The following is a 14,828-nucleotide window of genomic DNA, read 5'->3' as shown; positions in this document are numbered from 1 at the left end:
ATCCGGAGTATCTAGCCGGTTTCCTTTGCGCCTTTGCTTCTTTGCGTGAGCAGCTTTCGGTATTAAAGCTGTTCCGCGATCCTCTTTTTCAGCTTCGCCATTTCGCGGTAGTTCTCGTCCACCAAGATGGAGGCGGGGTTGTCGCCGTTTACCGGGTGCACCATCAGGAAGGCGTCGCGCAACTCCCCCTGGTACCCTGCCAGGGTGCCGTCCAGGATCCCCGAGAAGCCGTCGCGCTGCGGCCCGCGCGCCAGCGGGTACTTCTTCTTTAGGAGCTCGCTCCCGGTAAGATCGAAGCGGTGGAAGTCGATGCTCCCAGGCTCGTTGCCGTCGCCCGGGTTCAAGACGAACACCGACTCCAGCGCGGTCTGGTGGATCATCATCCGGGTCGGGTCGTCGGCGGGAAGCTCCCGCTCTATCTTGAAGATGGTCGAGATGAGGAAGCCGGTGAAGCAGTCGGCTTCCATGAAGCCGCTCGCGGCGCCGTCCGAGCTCTCGCAGTAGTAGGAAACCTGCGACTCCTGCTTCAGTTCCTTTCCGCAGACCAGGCACTGGCTCTTGAGCCCCGAAAGCCTCCCGAAGTACTCTTCCTTCTTGCGCTTGTTCTCCTCGTTTTGCCACTTGTCGTACAAGAGCGCCCTCGGCTCCTCGGTATGGTAATACTCCTCAAGGCAGGTCTGCCCCAGTGCCGTGAACTGGCCGTAGACGTCGGTGCCGCGGCCATGGGTGAGGATCGGGTAGATCTTCCCCTCGGGATTCGTGTTGAGGCTTTCCACCTTGGGGCTCTTGGAGATGAAGATGTCGAGGCAGCGGAAGCCGCGGTTGATGGCGAAGGCCTTGAGAAGGGTCTTCTGGTCCTTGAAGAGCCCCTCGAACTTGATGCGCTCGTCGATCAGGCAGGGGATGAGCGACAGGCTCTTTCTGTCCAGTCCCCTCTTGTCGAAGAGCTCGAAGATGTTCCTGCAGTTGTCCATGCTCGCCATGTCCTTGATCGGGACCAGGACCCGGTCAGCGGCGTAGAGCGCGTTCTGGGTCATGACGTCCAGGTCCGGACGGGTGTCGACGATGAGGATGCCGGGGATCTCCGACATCGCCAGAAGCCGCGCCAGCACCATCGGCCCCCTGAGCGAAGCCTTCAGGTTCGGAAGCGAAGTGGAGGAGGGGATGTAGTTCACCCCGTACTGGCCGGTGTGCAGCAGGTCCGCCCCCTTGGTCTCCAGGAGCAGGTCGGCTACCGAGCCGCGCAGCTGCTGCCCCTTGATGGAGAACATCTTGTCGACGGTGAAGTGGTTGTCGAAGGACAAGATGGAGACGGGAAGATTCTCGTCCAGCCCCTTCAGGAAGATCGCCAGGTTGGTCGCCAGCGTGGTCTTGCCCACGCCCCCCTTTTCAGAGGAAACGGTTATTACATAAGGGTAATTTTTCATGGCGCGCATACTAACATCGACACCGCGCGACGGTCAACCGGTTTGACAGTGTCAGACCGGCATGGTAGAACGGCGGACGTGACAGGCAGAAAGAAAGGGCTGTGACAGAGTTGATGACAAAGTGGGAGCTTCAACAGGCAGCTTTGTCAGGACGAGCGCCCCACACAATAGGGTATGCCTGAGGGTCCCTTTGCCAAAGGGGGCCTGGCGTTCTGCCCTTTGACAAAGGGGCAGGGGAATCCCATCTGCAGGAGGTTTCAGTGCAGCTTTTCAAGGAGCGGCGGGTACTCACAGTGAGCGCGCTCACGGCGCTGGTGCGCGGGCTTTTGGAGGAGAACTTCGAGCAGGTATGGGTCGAGGGTGAGATCTCCAACCTCGCCTGCCCGCAGTCCGGGCACTGCTACTTCACCTTGAAGGATGCCGGCGCCCAGATCCGCTGCGTCATGTTCCGCGGCGCCTTCCGCTCCCTCAAGTTCACCCCCAGAGACGGCATGCGCATCCTAACCCGCGGCAGGATCACCCTCTTCGAGCCGCGCGGCGAATACCAGCTCGTGGCCGACTACCTGGAGCCGCAGGGGATAGGCGGGCTGCAGATGGCCTTCATCCAGCTCAAGGAGAAGCTTGCCAAGGAGGGGCTTTTCTCCGAGCTGCACAAGAGGGAGATCCCGAAGCTGCCGCGCCGCATCGGTGTGGTCACCTCCCCCACCGGCGCCGCCATCAGGGACATCCTCACCGTTTTAAACCGCCGCTTCACCAACGTCGAGCTCCTCATCTCGCCGGTCCGGGTGCAGGGGGAGGGGGCGGCGCGCGAGATCGCCGGCGCCATCGACGACCTGAACCGGGTGGGGAATATCGACGTCATGATCGTCGGCCGCGGCGGGGGCTCGCTGGAGGACCTCTGGGCCTTCAACGAGGAGGTGGTCGCCCGCGCCATCCACCGCTCCAAGATCCCCGTGATCTCGGCGGTCGGGCACGAGACCGACTTCACCATCGCGGATTTCGTCGCCGACCTGAGGGCCGCCACGCCGTCGGCCGCGGCGGAGCTCGTGGTAGCCAGCAAGAAGGAGCTGACTGCGGAGGTGGAGGCACTGACCCACAGACTCCATGTCTCGCAGCAGCGCCGCCTGGAGCGCTCGCGCGCCCTGGTGACCGCGTTGAGCCGGGCCGTCACCGACCCGAGCCGTGTGCTCGGGCACCTGGCGCAGCGGGTCGACTCGCTCGACGCCCGGCTGGTGCGCGAGGCGGGGCTCATCCTTGACGACGCCTCCGAGAGGATAGTGACGCTCACCGCGAGGCTGTCGCGGCAAACCCCTGCGCTCACGCTGCAGAGAAGCTCCGAGCGGCTTTCCAATCTTTCGCTGCGCCTGGACCACGCCATCGCCCGGCGGCTTGCCTGCGCCGCGGAGAGCGTGGGGCTTGCCACCGGCACCCTGAACGCCGTTTCCCCCCTGGCCACCCTCTCCCGGGGGTACAGCATCACCAGGAAACTTCCCGCCCGCTCGGTAGTGACCAGCAGCCGCCAGCTGGCCCCCGGCGACCGGGTGGAATTGAGCTTTGCCGCGGGTTCCGCGCTTTGCACCGTGGAGCAGTCGCACGGGGAGAGTGAGTCCTTGACGGCACCCCCACGATCGGTATAATAGGCATCCACTTTTTAATAATTTCCGCCGCCTGCGGCTTTAATCTTCGCTGAAGGCAGGGCTAAAGGGACGAGAGGATACTCATGGCAGTGGAGAAGTTCGAGACCGCGTTGAAAAAGCTCGAGGACGTGGTGAAGAAGCTTGAAGGTGGCGAGCTTTCCCTGGAGGAGTCCCTGAAGGCGTTCGAGGAGGGGGTGAAGTTTTCCGCCTTCTGCAGCAAGAAGCTGAACGAGGCCGAGCGGCGGGTCGAGACGCTCATCAAGCAGCGCGACGGCAGCTTCGTCACCAAGCCGTTCGAGGAAGAGGAATAAGACCGTTCTTCCCCCCCCCGACCTCCCCCCTCCGGGGGAAGGAGAACTGGACATTGTCGATGCACCTGCACCACCTGCAATATGACCGCGCACCGGCCAATGTCACTCATCGAGAAGAGAGACCATGATATGGATCTGAAGCAATATCTGAAGCAGAAGTGCGAGTTGGTCGACCAGGCGCTGGAGCGCTTTCTCCCTAACGGGAAGGAGCTCCCGGCATCCTTGCACGGTTCCATGCGCTACTCGGTGTTCGCCGGAGGCAAAAGGGTGCGGCCGGTGCTTATGCTCGCCGCCTGCGAGGCGGTGGGAGGGGAGCTGAAACCGGCGCTGCCCGCTGCCTGCGCCATGGAGATGATCCACACCTACTCCCTCATCCACGACGACCTCCCCGCCATGGACAACGACGACTTCCGGCGCGGGAACCCGACGAACCACAAGGTGTACGGCGAGGCGACCGCCATCCTCGCCGGCGACGCGCTCTTAACCGAGGCCTTCATCCTCCTCTCCTGCAACGGCGAGGGGGTGGATCCGGCGGCGCGCCTTCGGGTGATCCACGAGATAGCGCACGCCTCCGGCTCCCGCGGGATGGTCGGCGGGCAGATGGTCGACATGGAGAGCGAGGGAAAACACGACATCGACATGGCGACCCTCTCCTATATACATACCCACAAGACCGGTGCCCTGATCCGGGCTTCGGTTCGCGCCGGCGCCATCCTCGGTGGTGCGAGCGAGGAGGCCTTCGACGCGCTCACCCGTTACGCCGACGCCATCGGCCTCGCCTTCCAGATAGCGGATGACGTGCTCGACGTGGAGGGGACCACCGAGGAGCTTGGGAAGGACGCGGGTAGCGACCAGGCACGCGGCAAGGCGACTTACCCGGCGCTGGTCGGGTTGGAGGCGTCCAAGCTGCGCGCCGAAGAACTGGTGCAGATCGCTCTTGCCGCGCTGGAGCCGTTCGACGAGCGGGCGGAGCCTTTGCGCGCCATAGCTTCGTACATAGTGAAAAGGAAATCGTAGATGCCGTCCATCCTGGAAGGGATTAAAGAGCCGGGGCAGCTGAAATCGCTCTCGCTGCGGGAGCTGGAAACGCTGGCAGAGGAACTCCGCGAGCGGATCGTCGAGACCTGCGCCGCCAACGGCGGTCACGTGGCTCCGAGCCTTGGCGTCATCGAGCTCACCATCGCCCTGCACCGTGTTTTCGACTCCCCCAAGGACAAGATCATCTGGGATGTCGGGCACCAGGCCTACGCCCACAAGCTTTTGACCGGCAGGAACGAGCGCTTCGGCACGCTGCGGAAGCTCGGGGGGATCAGCGGCTTCCCCAAGCGGGCCGAGTCGCCCCACGACTGCTTCGACGTAGGGCACTCCTCCACCTCCATCTCAGCCGGGGTGGGGTTTGCCGTTGCGCGCGACCTGAAGGGGGAGCGCAACAAGGTCTTGACCGTGATCGGGGACGGCTCCATGACCGGCGGCCTGGCGCTGGAGGGGCTGAACCACGCGGGCGAGCTGAACAAGGACCTGGTGGTGATCCTGAACGACAACGAGATGTCCATCTCGGAGAACGTCGGCGCCCTCTCCAATCTCCTCTCCCGCACCATAACCAGCGAGTACGTGCACCGGGCCAAGAAGGACCTGGAGGCTTTCCTCGAGGGGGTGCCGATGTTCGGCAAGTCGGTCCTGAAGGTAGCCAAGAGGGCCGAGGAGTCGCTGAAGACCCTCTTCACCCCCGGGATGCTCTTCGAGGCGTTCGGCTTCGAGTACATTGGCCCCATCGACGGGCATGACATAGGGAAGCTGGTGGAGACCCTGGAGAACGTGAAGCGTTTCGACGACGCGGTGCTGATCCACGTGCTCACCAAGAAAGGGAAGGGGTACCCCCCCGCGGAGGCGTACCCGTCTCTGTTCCACGGCGTGGGGCCGTTCGACGCCAAGACCGGCAGGGTGCACAAGGCCAAAGGCGGCCCAGCCTCCTACACCGGGGTCTTCGGCGAAACGCTCAAGAGGCTCGCGCACGACAACGAGAAGATCGTCGCCATCACCGCCGCCATGCCCGATGGCACCGGGCTCACCCCGTTCGCCAGGGAGTTCCCCGAGCGCTTCTTCGACGTGGGGATCGCCGAGCAGCACGCCGTCACCTTCGCGGCGGGGCTTGCCGCGGAAGGGTTCCGCCCGGTGGTGGCGCTTTATTCCTCCTTCCTGCAGCGCGGCTTTGACCAGCTCTGCCACGACGTCTGCCTGCAGGATCTCCCGGTCGTCTTCGCCATCGACCGTGCCGGCGTGGTCGGCAACGACGGCCCGACCCACCACGGCGTCTTCGACCTCTCCTACCTGCGTCAGCTTCCCGGGCTCACCGTGATGGCGCCCAAAGACGAGAACGAGCTGCAGCACATGCTCTTCACCGCACTCTCGCTCGACGGCCCCTCGGCGGTCCGTTACCCGCGCGGCAGCGGTCTTGGCGTCCCGATGGACCAGATCCTGGAGCCGCTTGCCTTAGGGAAGGGGGAACTGCTCAGGGAAGGAAAAGACGGCGCCATACTGGCCGTCGGTAACATGGTGCACCCCGCCCAGCAGGCAGCAGCGGCGCTCGCCCTCGAAGGGGTGGACCTCGCCGTGATGAACGTTCGTTTCGTCAAACCCTTGGACCGCGACCTGATCCTCTCCCTGGCGGCTACCGGCTTCCTGGTTACCGCCGAGGAAAACGTGCTTCAGGGGGGCTTCGGGACCTCGATCCTGGAACTCCTGGAGCAATGCGGCGTCACCGGCGTCCGCGTGCTCCGCCTGGGGTACCCCGACAGTTTCGTCGAGCAGGGGGAACAGGCCGAGCTCAAGGCTGCCTACGGCCTAGATGCCACCGGGATTGCCCGGAGCATCCGCAAGGCGAGGGGGCAGGCGCAGCAGGAGTCGGTTCTGGAACCGGCGGATGGAGCCGATGGCGTCGATCTGCCGTGCCAACCATGAAGAAGCTTTCTTTCCTCCTCTTCATCCTCATCCTGACGTTCGCAGCAACGGCGGTCGCCGGGGATCCCGTGAGCTACGCAGCGAAGGCCCGGCAGCTGATCGAACGCGGCGAGTACGAGCAGGCGCTCGACGAGCTGAAGAGGGCCTCCTCGCTCTTTCCCTACGAGCAGTCGCTCAAGACCAACCTGGCCCTGACCTACACCGAGATCGCCAAACGCGACATGAGCGCGGGGCGCTATGCCAAGGCGGCCCGCTACCTTGCCGAGGCGCGGGAGCTCTTGCCGGAGAACATGGAGCTGCGGCTTCTGCGGGGCGTCGCGCTCTACCTGGACAAGGATTACCAGACCGCGGCAGGCGAGTTCCTGGAGGCCGGTGACGGCGTCGAGCCGCTCGTCTACCTGGGGAAGATCAGCTATGACACCGGCGATCTGCAGGGGGCGCTTTCTTATTGGCGCCGCGCCCGCGAACTGGAGCCTGGAAACAGCATGCTGGCGGCCCTGATCGCGAAGGCGGAACGGGAGCTTCCGGTGGAGTCGCGCATGGACAAGGGGTTCAGCTCCATGTTCGACCTGAGCTTCGACGCGGAGCTCCCCCCGGGGCTCTCCGCCGAGGTGCTGGACGCCCTGGAGAGCGCCTACAACTCGGTGGGCGCCGACCTGGGGCTTTTTCCGACCGCGCGCATTCCGGTGCTTCTCTACACCAAGCGCGACTACAGCAGCGTCACCGCAGGCCCGGACTGGTCCGGAGGGCTCTACGACGGCAAGATCCGGCTCCCCATAGGGGGGATCACCAGAATGACCCCGCAACTGCGCGCCGTCATCTTCCACGAGTTCACCCACGTGCTGATCGCCGAGATCACCCACGGCAACATCCCCACCTGGCTCAACGAGGGGCTGGCCGAGATCGAGGGGCGCAAGGAGTTCGTCCACCCCGGCCGCAACCCGAACCTGGTCGACGCCTCGCACCAGCTGCCGCTGGTAACCCTCTCCGGCCCCTTCACCTCGATGGACGGGCAAGAGGCTCGGCTTGCCTACCAGCAGAGCCATTCCATGGCCCAGTTCATGGTGAATCGCTACGGCTGGTACGCCGTGCAGAACCTGCTCAAGAACCTTGGTGAGAGGGCGAGCATGGAGAAGGCGGTGGCGCGGGCCCTCTCGGACTGGTCGCTCGACCTGCCGGGGATCCTGCGAGAATGGCATGAATCGCTTCCCGCATCCGGCGCGAAGGCTGAGTGAGCGATGTTGTGAGTATCAGCGGGAGCGGTTATAGTATTTAAAGGTCTGCGGGTTCGCTTGACTCTGGCAGATCCCTTCGGAGACAGGAGCTTTTGTGATTTACGGCACTGGCGTTGACATAGTTGAGATCGCGAGGTTCGAGAAGTTCCTGCAACAGGGTAACGACGCCCTCTTTGACAGGATCTTCACCCCCTTCGAGATCCAGTACTGCTCGGGAAAGAAACAGAGCGCGCAGCATTACGCGCTCCGCTTCGCGGCGAAGGAGTCCTTCCTGAAAGCACTGGGGACCGGCCTGCGCGACGGCATCAGCTGGAAGGACATGGAAGTGGTCAACGACCAGCTGGGGAAACCCGAGCTCAAGCTTTACCGGCGGGCCGAGGAGTTGTTCCGGCAGGCAGGGCTGACTTCCTGTTTCCTGTCGCTGTCGCACGACGCCGGATGCGCCGTCGCCATGGTGGTACTGGAGCGCTAGATGAAGGTGGTCACGGGACAAGTGATGCAGTCGATGGACAAAAGGGCCATCGGGGAGTTCGGGGTCCCGGGGGTCGCGCTCATGGAGCGCGCGGGCTGCGCCTGCGCCGACGCCATCTCGCAGCGCTTCGGAGACGGGGCGGGGAGAAAGGCGGTCATCGTCGCCGGCAAGGGGAACAACGGCGGCGACGGCTTCGTCATCTCCAGGATCCTCTCGCAGAGGGGGTGGGAGGCTCTGGTGCTGCTTTTGGCCGCGCCGCAAGCCGTGACCGGGGACGCCGCCGTGAACCTGGAGCGCCTGGATTCAGGCGTCGTGACCTCGCTGCCGCAGGGGCTCGCCGGGCAGGAGGAACTTATCAAAAGCGCCACCGTCGTCGTCGACGCGCTCCTTGGAACCGGCATCAACAGCGAGGTCGGGGGGATCTACGGGGAGGCGATCGACGTCGTCAACGCCTGCGGGGTTCCGGTCGTCGCGGTGGACATACCCTCCGGGATCGATGCCGGCAGCGGCCGGGTGCTGGGGCGGGCGGTGCGCGCCGACCTCACGGTGAGCTTCGCCCTGGCGAAGCTTGGGAACGTGCTTTATCCGGGGGCGGAGCTGGGCGGGCGCCTGGTGGTGGCCGACATCGGCATGCCGCAGGCGGTAGTCGACGAGGCGCCCGGATGCGAGTTCATGGACCGCGAGAGCGCCCGGGCGATAATTCGGCCCCGCAGCGTAATCGCCCACAAGGGGAGCAACGGGCACTGCCTCGTCATCGCCGGTAGCGTCGGGAAGACGGGAGCCGCGGCCATGGCGGCCCAGAGCGCCTTGCGGGCCGGGGCGGGGCTGGTGAGCCTCGCGGTCCCGGCGGCGCTGAACCCTGTGCTGGAGTCGAAGACAACCGAGGCCATGACCATCCCCATCGGGCCCGAAGATAAGTGGCATTTCCTGGCGGGAGCGCTGGGCGAGCTCTTATCCGTCGCCAAGGGGAAGGACGCGGTGGCGCTGGGGCCTGGGCTTGGGACCGCCCCTTCCACGGTTTACCTGGTGCATTCACTCCTCACCGCGCTGGATGCGCCGCTGGTGATCGACGCCGACGGGCTCAACGCTGTGGCCGTAGCGCCGGAGCTTCTCTTGCGCAGAAGGGGGAGGGTGACGCTGCTGACGCCGCACCCGGGGGAGATGGCCAGGCTCATGGGTGTCTCCGTGCCGGAGGTCGAGGCGGACCGCATCGGCTGCGCCCGCGACTTCGCCACCCGGTTCCAGGTCTACCTGGTACTCAAGGGAGCCCGCAGCATCGTGGCGGGGCCAGACGGAACCATCGCCATCAACGGCAGCGGCAACCCCGGCATGGCGACCGGGGGGATGGGGGACGTCCTGACCGGCGTCATCGCCGCCCTTCTGGGGCAGGGGTACCACCCCTTTGCCGCCGCGAGGCTCGGGGTTTTCCTGCATGGGTACGCGGCGGACCTGATGGCGGAGGAAACAGGGACGCGCGGCATGGTCGCAACCGACGTCCAGGAGGCCCTCCCCAGGGCGCTGCAGCGGCTTACAGTCGCGGAGGGCGGCGCGGCCGGAACATCGATCAACTGAACTGCTTATAAAGGGAGAACCACCATGCTCAAAGCAAAAGACATAATGACCAAAGACGTCATCACCGTGCGCCGCGACACCACCGTAAGGGACCTGGCCCAGCTTTTCGCCCAGCACCGCATCTCTACGGTGCCGGTGGTTGACGAAGAAGGGCTCCTGGTAGGGATCGTCTCGGAGAGCGACCTGATCGAGCAGGACAAGAACCTGCACATCCCGACCGTGGTCTCCATCTTCGACTGGGTCATCTACCTGGAAAGCGACAAGCGCTTCGAGAAGGAGCTGCAGAAGATGACGGCCCAGACCGTCGGGGAGATCTATGCGGAAGAGGTCTTCAGCGTGGCGCCCGAGGCGCCGGTCTCGGAGGTCGCCGACATCATGACCAGCAAGCGGATCCAGGCGGTGCCTGTCGTGGAGGGACGTCGCGTGGTCGGCATCATCGGCCGCATCGACATGGTCAAGACCATGATCGGGTAGCCGATGCCGACAGTCGAGACCAACAGCTGCGAGGAAACGGTGGAGTTGGGGGCGAGGCTCGGCAGGCTCCTTGAGCCGGGCGATTTCGTCGCCCTGGTGGGGGAGCTTGGGGCGGGGAAGACCCAGTTCGCCAAGGGGATCGCCCTGGGGCTCGAGGTGGACCGGGAGACCCCGGTGACAAGCCCCACCTACACCATACTTAACGTCTACCAGGGGAGGATCCCCCTGTACCACTTCGACCTGTACCGCCTCCAGGGTGCGGACGAGGTGATCGACCTCGGTTTCGAGGAGTACTTCTCCGGCGACGGGGCCTGCGTGGTCGAGTGGGCCGAGCGCCTGGAAGACGAGGTCCCGAAGGAGATCCTCACCGTCAACCTGAGCCACCGGGGGGAGGGGCGCTCCGTGTCATTCCACGCCAAAGGGGCGCGCCCTAACGTCATTTTGAAGTCCCTGTTCCCCTCCTGACACCTGCCATAAACAGCATCTTCAAACAGCGGGTTGCCCGGCCGCGGCAGCGCGCGCGACAACCTTCACCTCACGCTGCAACCCCGCTCGTTCCTCAACGGGCGGGGTTCTTTTTTGGGGGGGATTCTCCCCTGACCGGAATAATTTACCCATTCCGGTGCCTTGGCCGCTCTTACTTAAAAAAATGTTTTGACCGTGAACTCTATTCTTGCTAATAAAGGTGTCTCTAAACCACCGGGGGCTTTCCGGGAATTAACAGTTGAGTATAAGGAGGACTGACATGGCTTTGGTGGTCCAAAAGTACGGCGGCACCTCGATGGGTTCCGTCGAACGAATTCGCAACGTCGCCAAGAGGGTGGCGAAAACCTACGATGCCGGCAACGACATGGTGGTGGTCGTCTCCGCTATGTCTGGCGAAACTAACAAGCTGGTGGCGCTTGCCAACGAAGTCTGCGAATTCCCGGACAACCGCGAATACGATGTCCTGGTTGCAGCAGGCGAGCAGGTTTCCATCGCATTGCTGGCCATGTGCCTCAAATCGATGGGTTACAAGGCTAAATCCTACCTGGGTTTCCAGGTTCCCATCGTGACCGATAGCGCCTACGCCAAGGCGCGCATCGAAAAGATCGACGATACCAAGATGCGCAGCGACTTGAAGGAGGGGACCATCCTCATCGTGGCCGGTTTCCAGGGCGTGGACGAGACCGGAAGCGTCACCACACTCGGGCGCGGCGGCTCGGACACCTCGGCGGTTGCCCTCGCGGCGGCGCTCAAAGCGGACGTCTGCGAGATTTTCACCGACGTTGACGGCGTCTACACCACGGATCCGAACATCTGCAAGGACGCCAAGAAGATCGAACGCATCTCCTACGAGGAGATGCTGGAGCTGGCAAGCCTGGGAGCCAAGGTGCTCCAGATCCGCTCCGTCGAATTCGCCAGCAAGTACAACGTCGACGTCCATGTCCGCTCTAGCTTTAACGAAAATCTCGGAACCATGGTTACCAAGGAGGATAAAGATATGGAAGCAGTACTCGTCTCGGGTATCGCCTATGCCAAGGATGAAGTGAAAATAGCAGTCATGCAGGTCCCGGACAAGCCGGGGATCGCAGCCCAGATCCTGTCGCCGCTCTCCGATGCCAATATCTCCGTGGACATGATCGTTCAGAACGTGAGCGAGGCCGGTTCCACCGACTTCACCTTCACCGTGCCCCAGGCCGAATTCAAGAAGGCGCTTGCCATCACCCAGGAGACCGCGCAGGCGATCAACGCCAAGGAAGTCCTCTCCGACGAGAACGTGAGCAAGGTCTCCATCGTCGGCCTCGGCATGAGAAGCCACGCAGGGGTCGCCACCACGATGTTCAAGGCGCTCGCCGCCGAAGGGATCAACATCCAGATGATCTCCACCTCCGAGATCAAGATCTCCGTGGTAGTCGATGCCAAGTACACCGAGCTCGCCGTAAGGGTGCTGCACGACGTCTTCGGCCTTTCGAAATAACACCCGTTCAACGTTCAAGGTTCGACGTTCCAGATCTTGCCGGCCCTGGCTGGAGGTTCTGGGACGTCGGGCGGCGCGCGTGCGAGCGGCTTGATCTTTTAAAAACGTTGAACGTCGAACGTTGAACGTCTTTTGAATGAAGGGTGGGGTGATATGAGCTTGGTGAAACTGTACGATACGACGCTTAGGGACGGAACGCAGGCAGAAGACATCTCTTTCCTGGTGGAAGACAAGATCCGCATCGCCCACAAGCTGGACGAGACCGGGATCGCTTACATAGAAGGCGGGTGGCCCGGCAGCAACCCCAAGGACGTCGCCTTCTTCAAGGACATCAAGAAAGAGAAGCTTTCCCAGGCGAAGATCGCCGCTTTCGGCTCCACCAGGCGCGCCAAGATCACCCCGGACAAGGACCAGAACATCCGCACGCTGGTGCAGTCCGAGGCGGACGCGGTCACCATCTTCGGCAAGAGCTGGGACTTCCAGGTCCACGAGGCGCTGAGGATCCCGCTGGAAGAGAACCTGGAGCTGATCTACGACTCGCTGGAATACCTGAAGGCGCGCATGCCCGAGGTGTTCTACGACGCCGAGCACTTCTTCGACGGCTACAAGGCGAACCCCGAATATGCCATCAAGACGCTCAAGGCGGCAGAGCAGGCGGGTGCGGACTGCATCATCCTCTGCGACACCAACGGCGGCACCATGCCTTTCGAGATCGCCAGCATCGTGGCCGAGGTAAAGAAGGCGGTCTCGACGCAGCTTGGCATCCACACCCACAACGACAGCGAGTGCGCCGTGGCGAACTCCATAGTCGCGGTCCAAAGCGGCATCGTCCAGGTGCAGGGGACCATCAACGGCTTCGGCGAGCGCTGCGGCAACGCGAACCTCTGCTCCATCATCCCGGCGCTCAAGGTGAAGATGAAGATGGAGTGCGTGAGCGACCAGCAGATGCGCCAGTTGCGCGACCTCTCCCGCTACGTCTACGAGCTCGCCAACCTCGCCCCCAACAAGCACCAGGCCTACGTCGGCAACTCCGCCTTCGCCCACAAGGGGGGGGTGCACGTCTCCGCCATCCAGCGCCATCCAGAGACCTACGAGCACATGAGACCGGAGCTGGTGGGGAACACCACCCGGGTGCTCGTCTCCGACCTCTCCGGGCGCGCCAACATCCTCGCCAAGGCGACCGAGTTCAACATCAACCTGGACAGCAAGGACCCGGTGACCCTGGAGATCCTGGAAGACATCAAGGCGATGGAGAACCGCGGCTACCAGTTCGAGGGGGCGGAGGCTTCCTTCGAGCTCCTGATGAAGCGCGCGCTCGGCACCCACCGCAAGTTCTTCTCCGTGATCGGTTTCAGGGTCATCGACGAGAAGCGCCACGAGGACGACCAGCCGATCTCCGAGGCCACCATCAAGGTCAAGGTGGGGGGGAAGATCGAGCACACCGCGGCGGAAGGGGCAGGGCCGGTCAACGCGCTCGACAACGCGCTCAGGAAGGCGCTGGAGAAGTTCTATCCCAAGCTTCGCGACGTGAAGCTGCACGACTACAAGGTCAGGGTGCTCCCGGCGGGGCAGGGGACGGCATCCTCCATCCGGGTCCTGATCGAGTCCGGCGACAAGGAAGGTCGCTGGGGAACCGTCGGGGTCTCCTCCAACGTCATCGAGGCCTCCTACCAGGCTCTCGTCGACGCCATCGAGTTCAAGCTCCACAAGGATGAGGAGGCGGCGGCGCCGAAACCGTGATGCCCACGAGCAGCCGACTCGCCATCTGGTGTATCGCACTGCTCCTCTCCCTGACTCTCTACGCAAAAGGCCGCTTTCCCGCCCCGAAGGGTGAGGAAGCGGCCTTTTTGCGTGATCGGGGAGGGACGGTCGCGGTGCGGCTTTCAGGCGATTTCCCCCAGGCCGGCGTCTATCGGTTTCCCGACGGTACCTCGATTGCGACCGCCATTAAAATGACGGTCGCGGATCCGGAGGCTCTAGGAGTGCTTCCTGCCAGCTCGTCCATGGTGCTGCAAAACGGAGATGTTCTCACCCTTGGCCTTCCCGAAAGGGAAAAAGCTGTGATTTCAATCACTAAAATGGGAGTGAGGGAACGGATGCTGCTGGGGGTGCCCTTGGATCCGGACCGGATGTCCGCGAAGGAATGGGCGCTGCTGCCGGGGATCGGGCCGGTGCTCTCGGAAAGAATCGTGACGGAGCGTCACGAAAATGGCGCTTTCGGCTCTCTGGAGGGGGTGTCGCGGGTGCCGGGGATCGGGCCCGCAAAGCTTGAAGCTATCAGAAGATATTTCTAATGGTCCATAAATCCGCTTTTTATCGATGGTTCCTCAAGGACGGCGACTGCATACGATTACAATATTTTCATAACCATTATCTTGGCATGCAAGGTGAAATATAGCTCCCCACATGAAGTCTTTTAATCAACTTTTTGTTGGGAGGTAAGGTTTATGAAATGTCCTAAATGCAAAGGTAGAATGTTTGCCGAAAAATATTACGACTTCGTTAGATCTTTCGATGCCTGGAAATGCACCTGTTGCGGGGAGGTCCTCGACCCGACCATTCTGGCCAACAGAGCGAGAAACTTCAACAGCCTCCTCGGCTGATACCAACCATGTACACATGCCCATGAAAGGGGGCCGCGCAAACGGCCCCCTTTTCCGCTGTCCACAAGCCGCCCCCTTGACTTGCCAGACCTTTTCGTAGCGCCAGCCGCCGCTGAAAATTTTTCCCAGGAGTTTTACGCTTGACACGGTCCGGATGCTCCGTTATAAAAGGGATAAAT

13 protein-coding genes are annotated in these 14,828 nt (G+C 62.9%); 12 read left to right on the top strand and 1 reads right to left on the bottom strand.

The features are described from left to right. Positions 1 to 62: 62 nt before the first annotated feature. Entirely contained in the window at positions 63 to 1,436 is a 1,374-nt protein-coding gene (locus tag GEOBRER4_RS14550) for a ParA family protein (RefSeq protein ID WP_185242914.1), read from the bottom strand. A 251-nt stretch (positions 1,437 to 1,687) separates the two neighbouring features. On the opposite strand from GEOBRER4_RS14550, the gene xseA reads away from it, so the two are divergent. The 12 genes from xseA to GEOBRER4_RS14490 all read left to right on the top strand — a co-directional run bounded on the left by xseA (position 1,688) and on the right by GEOBRER4_RS14490 (position 14,340). Next, entirely contained in the window at positions 1,688 to 3,064 is a 1,377-nt protein-coding gene (xseA, locus tag GEOBRER4_RS14545) for an exodeoxyribonuclease VII large subunit (protein ID WP_185242913.1), read from the top strand. An 83-nt stretch (positions 3,065 to 3,147) separates the two neighbouring features. Continuing rightward, a complete protein-coding gene (locus GEOBRER4_RS14540; RefSeq protein ID WP_085811980.1) occupies positions 3,148 to 3,375 on the top strand; it encodes an exodeoxyribonuclease VII small subunit in 228 nt (75 codons plus the stop codon). A gap of 129 nt (positions 3,376 to 3,504) precedes the next feature. Then, positions 3,505 to 4,392, top strand: coding sequence for a polyprenyl synthetase family protein (locus tag GEOBRER4_RS14535; RefSeq protein ID WP_085811981.1), 888 nt, complete (start codon positions 3,505 to 3,507; stop codon positions 4,390 to 4,392). Next, entirely contained in the window at positions 4,393 to 6,333 is a 1,941-nt protein-coding gene (gene dxs / locus GEOBRER4_RS14530) for a 1-deoxy-D-xylulose-5-phosphate synthase (protein ID WP_185242912.1), read from the top strand. Next, the gene (locus GEOBRER4_RS14525; protein ID WP_185242911.1) at positions 6,330 to 7,568 is read left to right on the top strand and encodes a peptidase MA family metallohydrolase; all 1,239 of its coding nucleotides are present in this window, start codon (positions 6,330 to 6,332) and stop codon (positions 7,566 to 7,568) included. The genes dxs and GEOBRER4_RS14525 overlap by 4 nt, the downstream gene beginning before the upstream one ends. Before the next feature lie 94 nt (positions 7,569 to 7,662). Further along, the gene (locus GEOBRER4_RS14520) at positions 7,663 to 8,040 is read left to right on the top strand and encodes a holo-[acyl-carrier-protein] synthase (RefSeq protein WP_185242910.1); all 378 of its coding nucleotides are present in this window, start codon (positions 7,663 to 7,665) and stop codon (positions 8,038 to 8,040) included. Then, positions 8,041 to 9,612: an NAD(P)H-hydrate dehydratase gene (locus tag GEOBRER4_RS14515; protein ID WP_185242909.1), complete on the top strand. Its 1,572-nt coding sequence runs from the start codon at positions 8,041 to 8,043 to the stop codon at positions 9,610 to 9,612. It abuts the gene before it with no gap. A 24-nt stretch (positions 9,613 to 9,636) separates the two neighbouring features. Next, positions 9,637 to 10,086 carry a CBS domain-containing protein gene (locus GEOBRER4_RS14510; RefSeq protein WP_185242908.1) on the top strand — a complete coding sequence of 150 codons (450 nt, stop codon included), beginning with the start codon at positions 9,637 to 9,639 and terminating at the stop codon, positions 10,084 to 10,086. A gap of 3 nt (positions 10,087 to 10,089) precedes the next feature. Beyond that, positions 10,090 to 10,551, top strand: a complete 462-nt coding sequence (gene tsaE, locus GEOBRER4_RS14505) for a tRNA (adenosine(37)-N6)-threonylcarbamoyltransferase complex ATPase subunit type 1 TsaE (RefSeq protein ID WP_185242907.1) — start codon at positions 10,090 to 10,092, stop codon at positions 10,549 to 10,551. A gap of 280 nt (positions 10,552 to 10,831) precedes the next feature. Next, entirely contained in the window at positions 10,832 to 12,046 is a 1,215-nt protein-coding gene (locus GEOBRER4_RS14500; protein ID WP_085811988.1) for an aspartate kinase, read from the top strand. A gap of 153 nt (positions 12,047 to 12,199) precedes the next feature. Continuing rightward, the gene (gene cimA, locus GEOBRER4_RS14495; protein ID WP_185242906.1) at positions 12,200 to 13,786 is read left to right on the top strand and encodes a citramalate synthase; all 1,587 of its coding nucleotides are present in this window, start codon (positions 12,200 to 12,202) and stop codon (positions 13,784 to 13,786) included. Next, on the top strand, positions 13,786 to 14,340 hold the full coding sequence (locus tag GEOBRER4_RS14490) for a ComEA family DNA-binding protein (RefSeq protein WP_185242905.1): 555 nt from the start codon (positions 13,786 to 13,788) through the stop codon (positions 14,338 to 14,340). Before cimA ends, GEOBRER4_RS14490 begins: the two co-directional genes overlap by 1 nt. The last annotated feature ends 488 nt before the right edge of the window (positions 14,341 to 14,828 follow it).

The sequence above is a fragment of the Citrifermentans bremense genome (genome assembly GCF_014218275.1).
Lineage (GTDB): Bacteria > Desulfobacterota > Desulfuromonadia > Geobacterales > Geobacteraceae > Geomonas > Geomonas pelophila.
This window is presented reverse-complemented; position numbering and strand designations above follow the sequence as displayed.